This window comes from Vreelandella zhuhanensis (genome assembly GCF_009793355.1).
GTDB lineage: Bacteria > Pseudomonadota > Gammaproteobacteria > Pseudomonadales > Halomonadaceae > Vreelandella > Vreelandella zhuhanensis.
In genome coordinates this window covers 263,113-280,521 of record NZ_WTKP01000004.1, presented here as the reverse complement: position 1 = coordinate 280,521, position 17,409 = coordinate 263,113, and the positions used below count along the sequence as shown (strand labels likewise).

General features: G+C 56.8%; 19 protein-coding genes. 16 read left to right on the top strand and 3 right to left on the bottom strand.

Annotation, left to right across the window (positions count from 1 at the left end; translation table 11 throughout):
* Nucleotides 1-8 precede the first annotated feature (8 nt).
* The 8 genes from GPM19_RS07530 (at nucleotide 9) to dtd (ending at nucleotide 6,941) form a co-directional block, all read left to right on the top strand.
* Nucleotides 9-629 carry a c-type cytochrome gene (locus GPM19_RS07530; protein ID WP_160418424.1) on the top strand — a complete coding sequence of 207 codons (621 nt, stop codon included), beginning with the start codon at nucleotides 9-11 and terminating at the stop codon, nucleotides 627-629.
* Between the two features lie 137 nt (nucleotides 630-766).
* Nucleotides 767-1,399 carry a thiol:disulfide interchange protein DsbA/DsbL gene (locus tag GPM19_RS07525; protein WP_160418423.1) on the top strand — a complete coding sequence of 211 codons (633 nt, stop codon included), beginning with the start codon at nucleotides 767-769 and terminating at the stop codon, nucleotides 1,397-1,399.
* The gene (locus tag GPM19_RS07520) at nucleotides 1,400-2,197 is read left to right on the top strand and encodes an endonuclease/exonuclease/phosphatase family protein (RefSeq protein ID WP_160418422.1); all 798 of its coding nucleotides are present in this window, start codon (nucleotides 1,400-1,402) and stop codon (nucleotides 2,195-2,197) included. It abuts the gene before it with no gap.
* A 168-nt stretch (nucleotides 2,198-2,365) separates the two neighbouring features.
* Entirely contained in the window at nucleotides 2,366-2,938 is a 573-nt protein-coding gene (locus GPM19_RS07515) for a TRAP transporter small permease subunit (protein ID WP_160418421.1), read from the top strand.
* On the top strand, nucleotides 2,938-4,341 hold the full coding sequence (locus GPM19_RS07510; RefSeq protein WP_160418420.1) for a TRAP transporter large permease: 1,404 nt from the start codon (nucleotides 2,938-2,940) through the stop codon (nucleotides 4,339-4,341). The genes GPM19_RS07515 and GPM19_RS07510 overlap by 1 nt, the downstream gene beginning before the upstream one ends.
* A gap of 114 nt (nucleotides 4,342-4,455) precedes the next feature.
* Nucleotides 4,456-5,565, top strand: coding sequence for a TRAP transporter substrate-binding protein (locus GPM19_RS07505; RefSeq protein WP_160418419.1), 1,110 nt, complete (start codon nucleotides 4,456-4,458; stop codon nucleotides 5,563-5,565).
* Nucleotides 5,566-5,666: 101 nt separating this feature from the next.
* A complete protein-coding gene (thiD, locus tag GPM19_RS07500; protein ID WP_160418418.1) occupies nucleotides 5,667-6,476 on the top strand; it encodes a bifunctional hydroxymethylpyrimidine kinase/phosphomethylpyrimidine kinase in 810 nt (269 codons plus the stop codon).
* A 27-nt stretch (nucleotides 6,477-6,503) separates the two neighbouring features.
* Complete coding sequence (gene dtd / locus GPM19_RS07495) at nucleotides 6,504-6,941, top strand: D-aminoacyl-tRNA deacylase (RefSeq protein ID WP_160418417.1); 438 nt, start codon at nucleotides 6,504-6,506, stop codon at nucleotides 6,939-6,941.
* A gap of 23 nt (nucleotides 6,942-6,964) precedes the next feature.
* Here dtd and GPM19_RS07490 read toward each other — a convergent pair whose 3' ends face one another.
* Nucleotides 6,965-8,923 carry an ABC-F family ATP-binding cassette domain-containing protein gene (locus GPM19_RS07490; protein WP_160418416.1) on the bottom strand — a complete coding sequence of 653 codons (1,959 nt, stop codon included), beginning with the start codon at nucleotides 8,921-8,923 and terminating at the stop codon, nucleotides 6,965-6,967.
* Nucleotides 8,924-8,951: 28 nt separating this feature from the next.
* Here GPM19_RS07490 and GPM19_RS07485 point away from each other — a divergent pair, with 28 nt between their 5' ends.
* From GPM19_RS07485 to GPM19_RS07455, 7 genes are all read left to right on the top strand, one after another.
* Nucleotides 8,952-9,524 (top strand): TIGR02444 family protein, encoded by a 573-nt coding sequence (locus tag GPM19_RS07485; protein ID WP_160418415.1) that lies wholly within the window; start codon nucleotides 8,952-8,954, stop codon nucleotides 9,522-9,524.
* Between the two features lie 137 nt (nucleotides 9,525-9,661).
* Nucleotides 9,662-10,678, top strand: coding sequence for a TRAP transporter substrate-binding protein (locus GPM19_RS07480; protein ID WP_160418496.1), 1,017 nt, complete (start codon nucleotides 9,662-9,664; stop codon nucleotides 10,676-10,678).
* Nucleotides 10,679-10,846: 168 nt separating this feature from the next.
* The gene (locus GPM19_RS07475; protein ID WP_160418414.1) at nucleotides 10,847-11,425 is read left to right on the top strand and encodes a TRAP transporter small permease; all 579 of its coding nucleotides are present in this window, start codon (nucleotides 10,847-10,849) and stop codon (nucleotides 11,423-11,425) included.
* A 30-nt stretch (nucleotides 11,426-11,455) separates the two neighbouring features.
* The gene (locus GPM19_RS07470) at nucleotides 11,456-12,739 is read left to right on the top strand and encodes a TRAP transporter large permease (protein WP_160418413.1); all 1,284 of its coding nucleotides are present in this window, start codon (nucleotides 11,456-11,458) and stop codon (nucleotides 12,737-12,739) included.
* A gap of 21 nt (nucleotides 12,740-12,760) precedes the next feature.
* The gene (locus GPM19_RS07465; RefSeq protein ID WP_160418412.1) at nucleotides 12,761-13,204 is read left to right on the top strand and encodes a universal stress protein; all 444 of its coding nucleotides are present in this window, start codon (nucleotides 12,761-12,763) and stop codon (nucleotides 13,202-13,204) included.
* Nucleotides 13,205-13,382: 178 nt separating this feature from the next.
* Entirely contained in the window at nucleotides 13,383-14,063 is a 681-nt protein-coding gene (gene bamJ / locus GPM19_RS07460) for a BamJ family beta-barrel-assembly machinery protein (RefSeq protein ID WP_160418411.1), read from the top strand.
* Nucleotides 14,064-14,110: 47 nt separating this feature from the next.
* Nucleotides 14,111-15,148: an alpha/beta hydrolase family protein gene (locus tag GPM19_RS07455; RefSeq protein ID WP_227842238.1), complete on the top strand. Its 1,038-nt coding sequence runs from the start codon at nucleotides 14,111-14,113 to the stop codon at nucleotides 15,146-15,148.
* Nucleotides 15,149-15,156: 8 nt separating this feature from the next.
* On the opposite strand, the gene GPM19_RS07450 is transcribed toward GPM19_RS07455, so the two are convergent.
* Entirely contained in the window at nucleotides 15,157-15,756 is a 600-nt protein-coding gene (locus GPM19_RS07450) for an SCO family protein (protein WP_160418409.1), read from the bottom strand.
* 2 nt (nucleotides 15,757-15,758) lie between these two features.
* Entirely contained in the window at nucleotides 15,759-16,310 is a 552-nt protein-coding gene (locus GPM19_RS07445; RefSeq protein ID WP_227842237.1) for a hypothetical protein, read from the bottom strand.
* 66 nt (nucleotides 16,311-16,376) lie between these two features.
* On the opposite strand from GPM19_RS07445, the gene GPM19_RS07440 reads away from it, so the two are divergent.
* Entirely contained in the window at nucleotides 16,377-17,294 is a 918-nt protein-coding gene (locus GPM19_RS07440) for an AEC family transporter (RefSeq protein ID WP_160418408.1), read from the top strand.
* Nucleotides 17,295-17,409 lie beyond the last annotated feature (115 nt).

The following is a 17,409-nucleotide window of genomic DNA, read 5'->3' as shown; positions in this document are numbered from 1 at the left end:
GAACAGCAATGAGAAAGTTACTGGCAAGCCTGGCAATTACCATGGGTGCCGTCGGCACCGTTCACGCCGACCTTCAAGCTGACGCCGATGCGGCGGCAGGTCGGGAAAAAGCGCAAGTCTGTGCAGCCTGTCACGGTCAGGAAGGTATTAGCTCCGCGCCTACCTTTCCGCACTTGGCGGGGCAGCAAATGTCGTATATCGCCAAGCAAATCATGGATATCCGTGATGGCAACCGTGTGGTGGCTCAAATGGCCGGTCTGGTCGATAACTACTCCGACCAGGATGCGTGGGATGCTGCGGCTTACTATTCCGCTAAAGAGCCCAACGTAGGCCAAGCCGTGGATGAAGGTGAATTGTTGGCGCGCGGTGAAGAACTTTTCCGTGCCGGTGACATCGCCAAGGGCATTCCCGCCTGTTCCGCCTGCCATACGCCGACCGGCCAAGGCATTGGCAGTGCTGTCTATCCGGCACTTTCCGGACAGTTCACTCAGTACACTATCGCCACTCTGAAAGATTTTGCTGCCGGCGATCGTGCCAATGATCCGGGCCGTATCATGCGTGACATTGCCTCGAAAATGAGCGATGACGACATGGCGGCCGTGGCCAACTATCTTCACGGTCTGAATTGATACAGCGCCCGGGAGGGGATTCGGTTGATTGACGAATCCGGCCATTGCCGGGTTCAGCAGGACCATTGCGAAACGGTTGAGGAACCTGGCGCGGCAAGTGCTGTCGTAATGTTGCTTTCCCACGGAGAATCAATGACATGTTAAAGACGCTAATGGTAGCGGTAGCTGGTTTGACCCTTTCCACGTTGGCCAATGCCACCCAGTTGGTGGAAGGCGAGCATTACACGGTGCTCGACAAGCCGGTGGAAACGCAGGTCGAAGAAAGTCAGATCGAAGTCACCGAAGCTTTCTGGTATGGCTGTCCGCATTGCTACAACCTCGAAGACCCGCTTAACGCCTGGGTGGCCGAACAGCCCGATGACGTCAACTTCCAGCGGCTTCCCGCTACCATGGGAGGCGATTGGAACAAGCATGCTCAGGCATTCTATGCCGCTCAAGAGCTAGGAATTCTAGATGCCGTTCATGATGACTTCTTTCATGCCATTCATGAAGATGGCCAGAGCTTGACCGCAGTCGATGAAGTGGCCGAGTTTTTCAGTGACTACGAGGTCAGCGTAGACGAGGCGCGTGATGCCCTTACCTCGTTCAATGTGCGTCGCCACGTCAATGAAGCCAACAGCCGTATGCGCGACATGCGCCTGATGGGCGTGCCGGCCTTGATCGTGGATGGTCGTTACGTGATTACTCCCAGCAGTGCGGGTAGCCTGGACAATATGCCGCAGATCGCGGGTGCCTTGGTTGAGCGTGTCCGCACGGAGCGCGCTGAGTAAATGCCCAAGTTGGACATCAAGTTGCCGCTGCATAAAGGCGGCCACTTGCGTCTGTTGACCTTCAATCTTCAGGTCGGCATTCAGACATCAGCCTATCACCACTATCTCACCCGTAGCTGGCAGCACCTTCTGCCTCATCCCCAGCGGCTAAAACGCCTGGACATGATGAGCGACGTGCTCGGCAACTTCGATATTGTCGGGTTGCAGGAGGTGGATGGGGGTAGCTTTCGTTCAAGCCGAATCAACCAGGTGGAGTACCTGGCCATGCGCGCGGGGTTCCCTCATCATTTCCAACAGCTCAATCGCAACCTGGGGCGCATCGCCCAGCACAGTAATGGTCTGCTCTCACATTGGGTGCCCAGTCGGATTGAAGAATATCGCCTGCCAGGCACCTTGCCGGGTAGGGGGGCCATCCATGCCCGCTATGGTGAAGGACCGGATGCGCTGCATATCTTTGTCGCGCACTTGGCGCTTAGCCATCGCGGCCGCGTGCGCCAGCTGAATTACCTGAGCGAGATCATTCAGCCGCTGCGGCATGTGGTGGTCATGGGGGATCTAAACTGTACACAGGATCAGCTGCACGCCCATGAACGTTTCACTAGCGCTTTTCCTCTGCATCCAGTCAAGCCGCTGCTGAGCTATCCTTCTTGGCAGCCGCGGCGTGGACTGGATCACATCCTATTGTCGCAATCGCTTCAGGCAACTAACGTCCGTGTGCTTGATCATCTTTTTTCCGATCATTTGCCCATTGCAGTGGATGTTGCGTTGCCTGAGCAATGCCGCCTGGCATTGCAATAGCGTTATAGCGACGTTTTCAGGTCGACGATTTCATACCGATAAGCCTGTGTTGAATGCGATGCGAACGTATATGCAGCGTTGGTTGATTTAGCGTGCGCTTTTGGGCGTTTTTTGGCACTCTGGAGAATAAATCCTACAGTATCGTCCCCCTTTCATAGCGAGAACGCCATGTCCTCCCCGTCCTATTCCGGTGAATTGCCTGCCGTGATAGCCAAACTGGATCGTTGCTCCGAACTGCTGGGCCGTGGCCTTTCCTGGTTGGTTCTGGCAATGATGCTGGTGCAGTTCCTGATTGTGGTATTGCGCTACATGTTCAATGTCAACAGTATTGTCATGCAGGAATCCGTCATGTACATGCATGCCGTGGTTTTCATGCTGGCGGCTTCCTATACCCTGCGCCACGATGGGCATGTTCGCGTGGATATCTTCTATCGCGGCATACGCCCTAAACGCCAAGCGCTGGTTGATCTCGTGGGTACGGTCTTTCTTTTGATGCCTGTCATGGTATTCGTGATCCTCACCAGCCTGGGCTACGTGAGTAGCTCCTGGCGTATTTTTGAAGGCTCTCCGGACACTGGAGGCATCCCCGGTGTCTTTCTGCTCAAGACGCTGATCCCTGCGTTTGCCGGTTTGATGATTCTCCAAGGCCTGGTCGAAGCGGTGCGCCATTGGTGGATTCTGACCGGACGCCTGGTCCCCCTGATTGATGAACAAGAGCCCCACCTCGAGGAACGCATCTGATGTTGGAATTCATGCCACTGGTGCTCTTTGCTGTTATTTGTATCGTATTGATGTTCGGTTATCCGGTAGCGTTATCCTTGGCGGGTACGGCGCTGGCCTTTGCCGGCTTGGGAATGGGGCTGGAAGCCATGGGTATCGATGCCCACTTTGATGGAGGCTATCTCTCGGCTTTTCCCAATCGACTCTACGGCATCATGACCAATCAAACCCTTCTGGCGGTACCCTTGTTCGTGCTGATGGGGGTATTGCTGGAAAAATCCAAGGTAGCCGAGACGCTCCTTGATGCCATGGCCATGTTGTTCGGCTCGATGCGTGGTGGGCTGGGCATTTCCGTGACCCTGGTGGGGATGCTGCTGGCAGCCTCTACCGGTATCGTTGGCGCTACCGTGGTTACCATGGGCCTGATGTCGTTGCCCACCATGCTCAAGCGCGGTTACAGCGTGCCGTTAGCCACAGGGACCATTTGTGCCACCGGTACGCTGGGACAGATCATCCCGCCCTCCATCGCTTTGGTGCTATTGGGCGATGTACTGTCCTCAGCGTATCAGCAAGCTCAGCTTTCCATGGGCATCTTCAGCCCTAAGACGGTTTCCGTGGGGGATTTGTTCATGGGCGCTCTGGTGCCCGGTTTGCTGCTGGTCGTGCTCTACATCACCTATGTGGCCTTCATTTCCTGGTGGAAACCGGAAGCGGCTCCTCCCGCCGACCGCAAAGAGCTGATGGAAGAACTAGGCCACACCGGGGGGTTGGGGCTGCTGCTGTTGAAAGGCATGGTGCCGCCGATTGTATTGATCGTCGCCGTACTGGGTTCGATTCTGGGTGGTTTCGCCACGCCTACCGAGGCCTCTGCCGTGGGTGCCTTCGGCGCATTGATGCTCGCGCTTATCTATCGGCGCCTGAGTTTCAAAGTGCTCGGAGAAGTGCTGCGTTCCACCGTCAACGTCACCACCATGGTCTTTCTGATTCTTATCGGTGCGGCATTGTTTTCGCTGGTATTTCGTGCCTATGGTGGTGAAGAGCTGGTTACCAGCCTGTTCGAGGGCATGCCGGGGGGAGTGGTCGGTGCCACGATTATTGTGATGCTGGTCATCTTCCTGCTGGGATTCATTCTCGACTTTATCGAAATCACTTTCGTGGTGGTGCCGATTGTCGGTCCTATCCTACTGGCCATGGGGGTGGATCCGGTCTGGCTGGGTATCATGATCGCGATCAACCTTCAAACATCCTTTCTTACCCCGCCCTTCGGCTTTGCCCTGTTTTACTTGCGCGGGGTTGCGCCTGACTCGGTACCCACCTCGGCTATTTATCGCGGCGTCATTCCGTTCATCGTATTGCAACTTGCCATGTTGACTGCGCTGGCATTCATGCCACAGTTAGCGACCTGGCTACCCGATCAGTTCTGACCATGAGAGCTGGCCGCGGTGCTGCAATGCACCTTTGCTCGGTAACGGGCATCTCGAAGCAATCTTCATAACAACGCTCATAACAACGTTCATAACAGCACGAGGGTACATCGTATGAAACTCAAGTCACTTGCCATGGCCGTGGCCATGACCACCGTCGCCTCTTCAGGAATGATGGTGGTATCAAGCTTCGATAACGCAGCCCAGGCCCAGGAAACTTTTGAGTGGAAAATGGTCACGTCCTGGCCCAAGAACTTCCCAGGGGTTGGTCAAGGCCCTGAGCGACTGGCGGAACTGGTCGAGGAAATGTCCGATGGCCGTCTCACCATTGAAGTGTTCGGTGCCGGCCAACTGGTACCAGGTTTCGAGGTGTTCGATGCGGTGTCCGAAGGCACTGCCGAACTGGGGCATTCCGCTTCTTACTACTGGAAGGGCAAGGCACCTGCCGCGCAATTCTTCGCCGCGGTACCCTTCGGCATGAATGCCCAGGAAATGAATGCCTGGCTGCATTACGGCGGCGGCATGGAGCTGTGGAACGAACTGTATGAGCCCTTCGGCGTCGATGTGTTGGTTGCCGGGGCGTCCGGTGTGCAGATGGGCGGTTGGTATAACAAGGAAATCAACTCTGTCGAGGACCTGGACGGCCTGAAAATGCGCATGCCGGGGCTCGGTGGGGAAGTGATGAATCGCATGGGCGTGGCTATCGTCAACATGCCGGGCGGCGAGATATTTACCTCGCTGCAGTCCGGCGCCATCGATGCCACCGAATGGATCGGCCCCTACAACGACCTGGCCTTCGGCCTGCACCAGGCAGCGGACTATTACTACTATCCGGGCTGGCACGAGCCGACCGTGATGTTCGAGGCGCTCATCAACGAAGAAGCCATGGCAGCATTGCCTGCCGATCTGCAGGCGATACTGAAAACTGCCGTGCGCGACATCAATGCCTCGGTGCTGGACGAGTACACCGCCCGTAACAACGATGCGCTCGAGACACTGCTCAACGAGCACGATGTCGAACTGCGTCGCATCCCTGACGATGTCCTGGAACAGGCCCGCGAACACTCTGAAGATGTAGTGGCTGAGCTGGCCGAATCCAGTGAGCTGGCAGGCCGCATCCATGAATCGTATCGTGACTTCCAGAACAAGGTCGTCAACTATCATGCGATTTCCGAGCAGGCCTATTACAATGCTCGCAACCCGGAAGGCGGCACTGTCGAGTGATCTGACGGGATAAAAGTAGTCCTTTAGCACGAAGCCGCCTACGGGCGGCTTTTTGCATAAACTGGGGCACGCTATTTTCAAGGACCGCGAAGCAGGATGTCATGGCAAAAAACTTTATTCCCAATGTATTGACCATCGCCGGCTCCGACCCCTCGGGCGGAGCCGGTATCCAGGCGGATATCAAGACGTTTTCGGCCCTGGGGGCCTATGCCACCAGCGTGGTAACCGCGTTGACCGCCCAGAATACCCAAGGGGTGGCTGGCGTCTGTCCTGTACCGGCGGCATTTATCGGCCAACAACTCGACACCTTGTTGGAAGATGTGCGCATCGATGCGGTAAAAATCGGCATGGTGGCGAGCCTTGAGGTCGCCGAGGTGATTGCTCAGGCCTTGGCTCGCCAACGGCCGCGCTGGGTGGTGCTCGACCCGGTCATGGTGGCCAAGAGTGGCGATACGCTCGTGGATGACGCGGGTATCGCTGCCGTACGCGACGTTCTGGTGCCTCTGGCGGATGTCATTACGCCTAATTTGCCGGAAGCTGCCGTCTTGTTGGGGCTACCGGCACCCCGGCGCCGGGAAGAAATGCTGGCGCTGGCACCTGCCTTGCGTCGACTGCGGGCGAAAGCCGTGTTGCTCAAGGGCGGCCACTTGGAGCAAAACGACTGCCCTGACCTTCTTATCGGTGCTGACAGCTGCGAATGGATGGAAGGCCGGCGCGTCGAGACCCCTAACCTTCACGGTACCGGTTGCTCGTTATCCTCCGCGATTACCGCACGGCTGGCCCAAGGCGATGAATTATCTTCAGCGGTAGCCTTTGCCAAGGCTTGGTTGAGCGAGGCTTTAGGGCAAAGCCATCGATTGAAGGTGGGTAAGGGCCAAGGTCCGGTTCATCATTTTCACTGCTGGTGGTAAACGGTTAATCGCCCAAAAGGAGGCAACATGAAGGCATTGATTCAGCGTGTCAGCCGTGCGGATGTCAGCATCGGAGGTACCAGCGTAGGTGCCATCGAACAGGGCCTGCTGGTGCTGGTCGGAGTGGAAAAACAGGATGATCAGGGGGCGGCTGACAAGCTGCTGCACAAGTTGCTGCATTACCGGGTCTTCAGCGACGCCGACGGCAAGATGAATCTCAACGTGCAGCAAGTAGAGGGCGGCATATTACTGGTGCCACAGTTCACCTTGGCTGCCGATACGCGTAAAGGGCTGCGCCCGGGCTTTTCCAGTGCCGCCGTGCCCGCCGAGGGGGAGCAATTGTTTGCTTACCTGCTTGCCCAGGCAAGACGTGCCTGGCCGATTGTCGCCAGTGGGCAATTCGGCGCCGACATGCAGGTATCGCTGATCAATGACGGCCCGGTGACTTTCCTGCTGGAAAGCTGAGGCTCGTGGCTTTCAGCGCTTGGTTAGTCGTTGCTGGAAACTAACTCGGCTTCCATGGCTTCGAGTTCCTCTTCTGCGGCCAGCCATTGTTGCTCGGCGGCATTGAGGCGAGTGGTCAACTCTGCTTGGCGCGCCAATGTCCGGGTCAGCTCTTCCTTGCGTGTACTATCGGTATAGAGGTCGGCATCGCCGAGCTGTTCCTCCACCTGGCTGAGTGCCTGCTGAGTGGTTTCCATCTCACGTTCGACCTTGTCGCGCTTGCGCTTGAGCGGGCGCAATTTTTCGCGCAATTCGGCGGCTGCCTTGCGTGCGGCCTTGCGCTCTTCGCGGCTTTCGCCACCCCCCTGTTCTGCCTGACGTTCGGCTTTTTCGTTGCGGGTGTCGCGGCGCACGTTTTCCAAACGCGCCTTCAGCCAGGTGCGATAATCCTCGAGGTCGCCATCGAATGGTTCGACGCGATGGTCGGCCACGCGCCAGAATTCATCCACCGTGGCGCGCAAGAGGTGACGGTCGTGCGATACCAGGATGACGGTCCCCTCGAATGCCGCCAAGGCTTCGGTCAAGGCTTCGCGCATTTCCAGGTCAAGGTGGTTGGTGGGCTCATCCAACAGCAGGAGGTTGGGTTTTTCCCAAGCCACCAAGGCCAATGCTAGCCGGGCTTTTTCCCCGCCGGAGAAGGTCGCCACCTTGCCGAAGGCGTCATCGCCATGAAAGCCGAATCCCCCCAGAAAATTGCGGATTTCCTGGTCGCTGGCGGTAGGCGATAAGCGCTGAACATGCACAAACGCCGTGGTGGAAAGGTCCAGGCTTTCCAGCTGATGCTGGGCAAAATAGCCGATAGCCAGATGTTCACCGGGTATCCGCTTGCCTGAAAGGAGAGGCAATTCACCGATCAGTGACTTGATCAAGGTGGATTTGCCCGCGCCATTGGGGCCGAGCAAGCCGATACGCTGGCCGGGCAGCAATGATATCTTCACCTGCTCCAGCTGTGCGTTCTCGTTGCCTTCTTTGTCACGATAGCCCAGCCGAGCGTCATCCAGCACCAGCAAGGGATGAGACGTCTTGTCGGCGGCGGGGATGGTGAAGTGAAAGGGCGAATCGACATGGGCCATGGCAATGGTACCCATGCGTTCCAGCATCTTGACCCGGCTTTGTGCCTGGCGGGCCTTGGTGGCCTGAGCCTTGAAACGGGCGATGAAACGCTCGATTTCCTCGCGGCGCGCCTGTTGTTTGATAGCTTCGGCCTGTTGCAGGGCAAGCTTTTCCGCCCGGGTACGCTCGAAACGTGAATAATTTCCGCGATACAGGGTCAGTTGTTGCTGATGAACGTGAACGATGTGATCACAGACGGCATCGAGAAAATCTCGATCGTGGGAAATCAGCAGCAAGGTGCCGGGATAACGGGCGAGCCATTGCTCAAGCCACAACAGCGCATCGAGATCGAGGTGGTTGGTGGGCTCGTCGAGCAACAATAGATCCGAGGGCATGAACAAGGTGCGTGCCAGGTTGATGCGCATCCGCCAGCCCCCGGAAAAAGCCGATAATGGACGCTTGAGATCCGCCTGGACGAAGCCGAGCCCCACCAGCAACTGGGCCGCGCGGGATTCGGCACGATAGCCGTCCAAGGTTTCGATCAAGCCATGCAGTTCGGCTTCACGGTGAGCGTCGTCGCGCAGGCGTGCATCTTCCAGTTGAGCTTCCGCATCGCGCAGGGCATGGTCGCCGTCCAGGACGTAGTCGAGAATGGCACGGTCAAGTGTCTCCACTTCCTGTGCCATATGGGCGATTCGCTGGCCCCCGCTCATGTGAATATCGCCACGATCCGGACTCAGTTCACCCAGCAACAGTTTGAATAGGCTGGTTTTACCGGCCCCGTTGGCACCGATAATGCCGGCCTTGACGCCGTCATTGAGGGTAAGGTCGGCGTCTTCCAGTAGCGGCTGGGTGCCGCGTTGCAGGGCAACTTGGCGCAGTGCGATCATGCAGGCTCCCGAATAAAAGGGTAATACGATGGGTGATTCTAACCGATTGGCACACTTGGAGCAGACTCCTCTGTGGGACTTTGCCTTGAAATGGTACTCACGCCCCGGGGTCGAAGCCGCTTGCCTGCGATTGCAGGAAGAGGCCGGGGTGGACGTCTGCGAATTGCTGTTTCATGGCTGGCTATACAGTCACGGCTTTCAGGCCTCTCCCGAGTGGGTGGAAAAGTACCGGAAAGAACGCCTGCGTTGGCAGCATGAGGTCACCGCTGTGTTACGTGACTTGCATCGTGGGCTCAAAGCCGAGGCAGCCACCAGGCAAGGGGTGTGGGCGCTAAGAGAGACGCTTAAGCAGGCGGAGCTTTTGGCGGAGCGTGAAAACCTTCAACGCTGGCAGGAGTGGGCGTTGGACGGAACGACCCCTGAAGCTCGTTTGAGAGTGACGCGAGTAGCCTCGGGTAATAGTGCTTGGTGGCTAAGAAATCAAGTAGTTATACAAGCCTATACAGACCGTGATGAAACGCTGGATTATTCATCCTCAACCCTTGAAAGTGCCTGGCAGACGTTGGGACGCCAGCTTGACCCCTTGCATGTAGCGCGCTAGCCTGAATTCAAATTACGTCTGAAATGATTACAATCTTGCTTAAACGCCAGGTAGTAATACCACTTCGGGTAATCTGCATAACCAACGGCTATGCAACCTATTGCAAGGGGAACGACTTGATGAAAACAACCCAGTTGATGAAAACAAGCAAGCTTCTAACCACCGCAAGTATTGGTGCCCTGCTATTTGGTCTATCGGCAGCCGCGCACGCCGACAACTGGCGTTATGCCCACGAAGAATACGAAGGTGACGTTCAGGATGTGTTCGCTCACGCCTTCAAGGATTATATCGAAGAGAACTCCGAGCATTCGGTTCAGGTCTACCGCTTCGGCGAGCTGGGCGAGTCCGACGACATAATGGGACAGACCCTCAGCGGCATCCTGCAATTCGTCAACCAGTCCCCCGGCTTTACCGGCTCGACGATTCCCGAGGCCCAGATCTTCTTCATTCCCTATCTGTTGCCTACCGACATGGAGACCGTGCTCGAGTTCTTCGAGGAAAGCGAAGCCATCAACGAAATGTTCCCGGAACTATACGCAGAGCACGGCCTGGAATTGCTGCAGATGTACCCGGAAGGCGAAATGGTGGTTACCGCCGACGAGCCGATCACCTCTCCCGAGGACTTCGATAACAAGAAGATCCGCGTGATGACCAATCCGCTGCTGGCCGAAACCTACAACGCCTTCGGTGCTACCGCCACACCGCTGCCTTGGGGCGAAGTCTACGGTGGTTTGCAGACAGGCATTCTCGATGGCCAGGAAAATCCGATCTTCTGGATCGAGTCCGGTGGTCTGTATGAAGTGTCGCCGCACCTGACCTTTACCGGCCACGGCTGGTTCACTACCGCCATGATGGCCAATCAGGACTTCTACGAAGGGCTTTCCGAGGACGATCAGCAGTTGGTACAGGATGCCTCTGATGCGGCCTACGATCATACCATCGAGCATATTCAAGGGCTGGCCGAAGAATCCCTGGATAAGATCATGAGTGCTTGTGAAGAGTGCACCGTGACCCGCCTCAACGAAGAGCAGATGCAGGCGTTCAAGGAACGTGCCCCCCAGGTCGAGGAAAAATACATCGAAATGACCGGCGAAGACGGTCGTGAACTGCTGAACCAGTTCCATGAAGACCTCGAAGAAGTTACCGAAGACTGATATTACTTGTAAGAGCAAACGACAAGGGGGCAGCTAAGCTGCCCCCTTGTCGTTTGTACCTGCGTCCAGCCAGCGTTGAACCGAGCGGCATACCAACAGGCGCTTTGCCGGTAAGCTGCTAGGAAGCCATGTTTTTACTGCATCAGCTGCAGAAAAGGGAGTGCGGCCATGTCTGATGAAGAAATTGAAAGAAATTACCGGTCCGGCCTTCCGGGGATACTCGGCACGGTCGATACGCTAATCAGCAAACTTGAAGCCGTCATTCTGGCAATGGGCGTCTTATTGATGGCTTTCAATACCGTTGCCAACGTCATTGCCCGTTTCGTCTTCGGTGAGAGTATTTTCTTTTCCGGTGAAATCAATCGGATATTAATCATCATGATCACCTTTGCGGGGGTCGGCTATGCGGCACGTCACGGTCGTCATATCCGCATGTCGGCGATCTATGATGCGCTCCCGGTGGGAGGGCGCAAGGCCCTGATGATTTTCATCTCCCTGTTCACGGCAATGGTGATGTTCTTCCTGCTTTACTACTCGATCTATTACATTCTCGATCTCTATTCGCGAGGCAGGATTCTTCCGGCGCTGGGGTTCCCGATCTGGGTGATCTATATCTGGGTACCACTGGGGTTCTTGATCACGGGTATTCAGTATTTGCTGACGGCTATCAAGAATATGACAACGCGTGATGTGTATCTATCGACTGCTGTGCTTGATGGTTACAAGGATACGGAAACGGAAGTCTGATCTAGGGCGCCATGCCCGGGGGAACGAATAATGACGACGATAATGGTTGTGACCATGATTGCCCTGCTTTTGCTGGGCTTTCCCATGATGGTGCCGCTGATAACCGCGGCGGTCATCGGTTTTTACATGATGTTCAATGGCTTTGGGCAAATGGAGACCTTAATTCAGCAGGTGGTGGCGGGTATCCGGCCAGCCTCGCTGATCGCGGTTCCCATGTTCATCCTGGCTGCCGACATCATGACGCGTGGCCAATCGGCGAATCGCCTTATCGACATGGTGATGTCCTTTATCGGGCATGTGAAAGGCGGGCTGGCAGTGAGTACCGCCGCTTCCTGTACTTTGTTCGGCGCTGTCTCGGGTTCCACTCAGGCCACGGTAGTCGCCGTCGGTTCACCTTTGCGCCCCAAGATGCTCAAGGCCGGTTATTCCGACTCTTTCACTTTGGCGTTGATCATCAATGCCAGTGACATTGCCTTTCTGATCCCGCCGAGTATCGGCATGATCATCTATGGGGTCATTTCCGGTACGTCGATCGCCGAGCTGTTCATTGCCGGTATCGGACCAGGGTTGCTGATTCTGTTGATGTTTTCAGCGTACTGCGTGCTTTACGCAGTAATCCGTGATGTGCCTACCGAGCCCAAATCTACTTGGCGGCAACGCCTTTCCGCTGTGCGCTTGGCATTATGGCCACTAGGATTTCCGGTAATTATCGTGGGGGGTATCTACGGGGGTATCTTCAGCCCTACGGAAGCTGCTGCCGCCTGTGTGCTTTATGCCATTCTGCTTGAGTTTGTGGTGTTCCGCTCACTGAAGATGAACGATATCTATGCGATTGCCAAATCCACCGGCCTGATCACCGCTGTGGTATTTATCCTGGTGGGGGTGGGCAACGGCTTCTCATGGATTATCTCGTTCGCCCAGATTCCCCAGGCTATTCTCGAAACCGTCGGGGTCAACGAGGCCGGGCCGACAGGGGTGCTGATAGCCATCTGTATCGCCTTCTTTGTGGCTTGCATGTTCGTCGATCCCATCGTGGTAATCCTGGTGTTGACGCCGATCTTTGCACCGGCCGTGGCAGCGACAGGGCTGGACCCGGTGCTGGTGGGTATCCTGATCACCTTGCAGGTTGCGATAGGGTCGGCGACGCCGCCCTTCGGGTGCGACATATTCACGGCCATCGCGATTTTCAAGCGGCCCTATTGGGATGTGATAAAAGGCACGCCTCCGTTTGTCTTCATGCTGATATTGGCGGCGGCACTGTTGATCATGTTCCCGCAAATCGCGCTGTTCTTACGTGACTTGGCCTTCCGGTAACCGTTCATAAGGAGTCGCTGAATGTTCAATCGTATACTGGTACCGGTGGATGGTTCGAGGGGGGCTTTGAAGGCACTGGAAAAGGCTGCAGCGCTACATTTGCTGACCGGTGCCGAACTTTATCTGCTGTGTGTCTTCAAACATCACAGTCTGCTTGAAGCATCGCTTTCCATGGTACGTCCAGCCAAGCTTGACATACCCGATGAAGCACTCAAGGAGTACGCCACGGAGATCGCCATGCACGCCAAGGCGCATGCTATCGAGCTGGGGGTCGATGCGCTTAGTGTGCGTTCCTTTATCAAGGGGGGGCAGCCGTCGCGCATTATCTCGCGTTTTGCGTTCAAGCACGATTGTGACCTCATCGTGATCGGTGCCCAGGGCACCAATGGCGAAAAAGGTGCGTTGCTGGGCAGTGTGGCGCAACGTGTGGCGGGCTCGGCTCACTGTCCTACACTGGTGGTGTGATCGAGACGTCTTTCTGAGACTTTCTGATTCGTACTGACAGCGAGCCGAGGCGGATGCAGCCTCGGCTCGCTGGTGTTAGGCTCTGTGTGAAACCGGTTATTGATTGGCGCATGGCGCTTTTTCCTATTAGCTTTTCTTTTTAGCTTTTTCTTATCAATTGTCTAATTAAGGTTATGTAATGAAAACACTGCTTTCTTCTACTGTTCTGACAGGTCTGCTGGTCGCCTCGCCCTGGGCGCTGGCCGCACCGGAAACCGAGCAGGAACAACTGGCCTACAGCCTTGGGGTAACCCTGGGCGAAAGTATGCAGGAAGATATCAGCGATCTGGACATGGATACTTTTACTCAAGGCATGCGTGATGTCTTTGAAGGCAATGAGCTTGCCTTGAGTGAAGAGCAGATGGCCGACGCCTTGATGGCTTTCCAGCAACGCTCCCTGGAAGCGCGTCAGGCCGAGGCGGATGAGGCGGCTCAAGCCAACCTGAAAGTCGGTGAGGCCTTCCTGGAAGAGAATGCCGCCCGCGAGGAAGTCACCGTAACCGAATCCGGTCTGCAATACGAAGTGGTCGAGTCCGGCGACGGCGCTACGCCGGGGCCTGAAGATACCGTCGAAGTTCATTACGAAGGCATGCTGCTGGATGGCACCGTATTCGATAGCTCGTACGAACGCGGTGAACCGGTCAGTTTTCAGGTCGGCCAAGTGATCGAAGGCTGGCAGGAAGCGCTGCAGCTGATGAGCGTCGGCGACACCTGGATGGTCTATATTCCCGCCGAACTCGGTTATGGCGCACAAGGTCAAGGTCCCATCGGCCCCAATGAAACGCTGACGTTCCGCGTGGAATTGTTGGACGTCGAGTAACCGCCATGAGACGCACCACGACAGTTTGTGTGCTGGTGGGCCTAGGAATGTCAGCATCACTGCATGCTGAGGAAACGGCTGATTCCCCCATGGCATTGCCCGCCTTGGCCGCCTCTACCGAGCAAGTGAGCGTGGTGGGGGTATCCTCCGGGGGATACATGGCCAGTCAGCTGGCGGTGGCCTGGCCGGAGCGTTTTAGCGGTCTGGGCGTGCTGGCCGCCGGCCCTTGGGGCTGCTCACAAGGCTCGCTTAGCCTGGCCTTGAACCAATGCATGATGACGCGCCGGGGGTTGCCCGATCTCGACCAACTGGAGCAGCGGCGACAGGATTATGCCGAGCGCGGCGAAGTAGGTAGCCGAGAGGCGCTTAGCCAACTGAAGGTCTTCATTTGGCACGGCGAGAATGATCCGGTGTTCGACCCCAGGTTGAGCGATGCATTGGCGGAGCAGTTTTCCACCTGGCTGGATGCGCCCGACGAGCAGCTCAAGGTGGTGCGAGATAAACAGGCGGGGCATGGCTGGCCGATACGCCTGCCCCAAGAGGAAGCCGTATCGCCCGAGATGCTGGGCGACTGCCAGGAAGGCGGGGGAAGTCACGTTTTATCCTGCAACAAGGATATCGCCGGCGACATGATGGAGTGGCTGCATCCTCGGAAAGAGGTGCAAGATCCTCAGCAGGATGGCGAATTACTGCGCTTTGATCAGGCGGAATTCGATGCCAAGGGACTGGCCGATGTGGGTTATCTGTTCATACCGCCGGGCTGTGCCGATGGCGATTGTGGGGTAACGCTAGCGCTACATGGCTGCCAAATGAGCCATGAACAGATCGGTGAGACCTTCGTGCGTCACAGCGGCTTGAACCGTTGGGCGCTTGAGCATGAGCAAATTGTGCTTTATCCCCAGGCAACCACCACCTTGGGCAACCCCCAGGGCTGTTGGGACTGGTGGGGGTTTGCCGAAAGCACCTGGCAGATAAGTCCCTTGCACGAAACACGCAGCGGGACTCAAATCGAAGCCTTGATGGCCATGCTGTCGCGTCTGCAGGAATCCACTCCGCAGGAACCCAGCGAGGCGTTATCGCAATAGCCGTTGCTTCAACCTTCCAGCACGCCCTGAAGCGCTGAAACCAGGGCGTGGGGGGTGGGCGAATACAGCACTCGCTGAAGAAGCTTGCCCTCAGGGTTGACCAGATATAACGAGGCGCTGTGGTCGATGGTGTATTCCATTGACGACTCCGGCGTCTCGACCCGCCGCCAGATCACCCCGTAGCGCTCGGCCAGTTCTTCAAGCTGCGCCCGACTGCCGGTAACTCCGATAAATTCCTCTCCGAAATAACCCATGTACTCTTTCAGGCGTTCCAGTGTATCGCGCTCAGGGTCGACGGAAACCATCACCGGCACGACTCTTTCACGCTGCTCGGCACTCAATTTCTGTAATGCCTGACGCTTGACCGACTGATTCATGGGGCAGACGTCAGGGCAGTAGGTATAGCCGAACGAGAGTACCGCGATCTGATCGTCGGCCAGCTGGGTCAGTGAAAAATCACCCTGAGTGGACGGCAGCTCTACCGGCCCGCCGATGATGTCTCCATTGGAGGAAGAAGATTGCTGGTGGTCGTACCAGGCAATGCCGCCGGACGCTATCGATGCAAGCATGGCGGCGCCGATTCCCAGGCCGAGTATTTTTCGTGACATCGTTAACTCCGGGTTACGTCGAAATCGAACCAACTGCCCATCTTGCCCTGCGGGGTATCGATAATCACACGGGCACGCCAAGGCATGACTGCCTGAGTGCATATACCCACTTGCCCGACCCCTGAAAACAGATTGGGCGCGGCGTTTTCAAGCGGGAAACGGTGCAGGCCCATGTCCATGTCACGTCCCACGAAATCCACCTCGGCAGAGCTTACTTGAATGTCTTCCAGGTGCAGGTTCAAGGGCAGGCGTTGCAGCGCCTCGATATGGCCTTCCGTATCAATGGCCAAAGAAATGCGACCGTGCTCACCCAACGTCGCCGAGCAAGGCGCTTCATGCAAATTACACCCCGGCTGGGCAGGAAACCAGGTTACGTTGGTATCGTCACGTAGCCAGTGCGTGAGTAAATACCAGCCGCTGACGGCAAGCGCCAGGCAGGTGAGTAACGTCAACAGCCGTAGAATGGGATAGCCTGGCGAAGAGCCGGCGGATTCCGGAGTCGTGTTCATGGCAGAATAAGTGACTACGCAAGTGTGGCGGAAAGTGTTTTCCATACTAGCAGCATTTAGCGTGAAGCCCCTGTGCCGGGATGTCGCAGAATACGAGGAGGAATAACCATAATGGGAAGTGTTGCGGGTGCGCTGGGGCCACTTTTCCTGTTGATTCTACTGGGTGCCTTGCTGGGCCATTGGCGCCAGCCGAGTGCCACTTTCTGGCCGCAGATGGAACGCTTGATCTATTTCCTGTTGTTCCCCGCCATGTTGGTGTCCACCCTGGCCACTGCCGACGTCGATCAGGTGCCGGTAGGCCGCCTGGCATTGGTGCTGTTGGGCGCCATTCTACTAGGCAGTTTCTTGCTGTGGCGGCTGCGTCACTGGCTCGGGCTGGAGGCGCCGGCCTTCACCTCGGTGTTTCAGGGGGCGGTACGCTTCAATACCTATGTGGGCGTCGCCGGAGCGGCGGCCTTGCATGGCAGCTTGGGCGCCACCACTGCTGCGGTCGCGGTGGCTTTAATGGTGCCGGTGGTCAATGTGCTGTGTGTTGGAAGCTTTATCGCTGCCGGTACGCTGGGGCCTTCCAGCCTGGGCAAGAGCTTTGCCGCTTTGGCGCGCAATCCTTTGATCCTGGCCTGTATCGCAGGTATTGCGCTGAATCTTTCCGGGGTGGGCTTGCCCGGCTGGAGCGGTGGTGCCGTGGAGCTTGTCGGTCGCGCGGCACTGCCGCTGGGGTTGGTGGCGGTGGGCGTGGCGCTGCGCCCGATGGCACTGTTGCGTCTTGATCGCGGCCTCGTTGCCTCCAACATGATCAAGCTGGGCTTGATGCCGCTAATGGTATTGGTGCTGGCGTCGCTACTGGGGCTGGATACGGTCAGCCGGGACGTCGCCCTGCTGTTCGCTGCTCTGCCTACGGCCACATCAGCCTACATTCTGGCGCGTCAGTTGGGCGGTGATGCCGAAATGATGGCCGCCTTGATTACCGGCCAGACGCTTTTAGCGATGATCACGTTGCCTCTCTGGCTACGCCTGGCAGGAGGATGAGAAGATCTAAATAAAAAAGATTCGCATTATTGTTGACGCGTTAAATGAGAATGATTACAGTGTGGGTGTGGCGTTGGTGAGGCGCCACACGACCAGGATGGAACTTGCCAGTTTC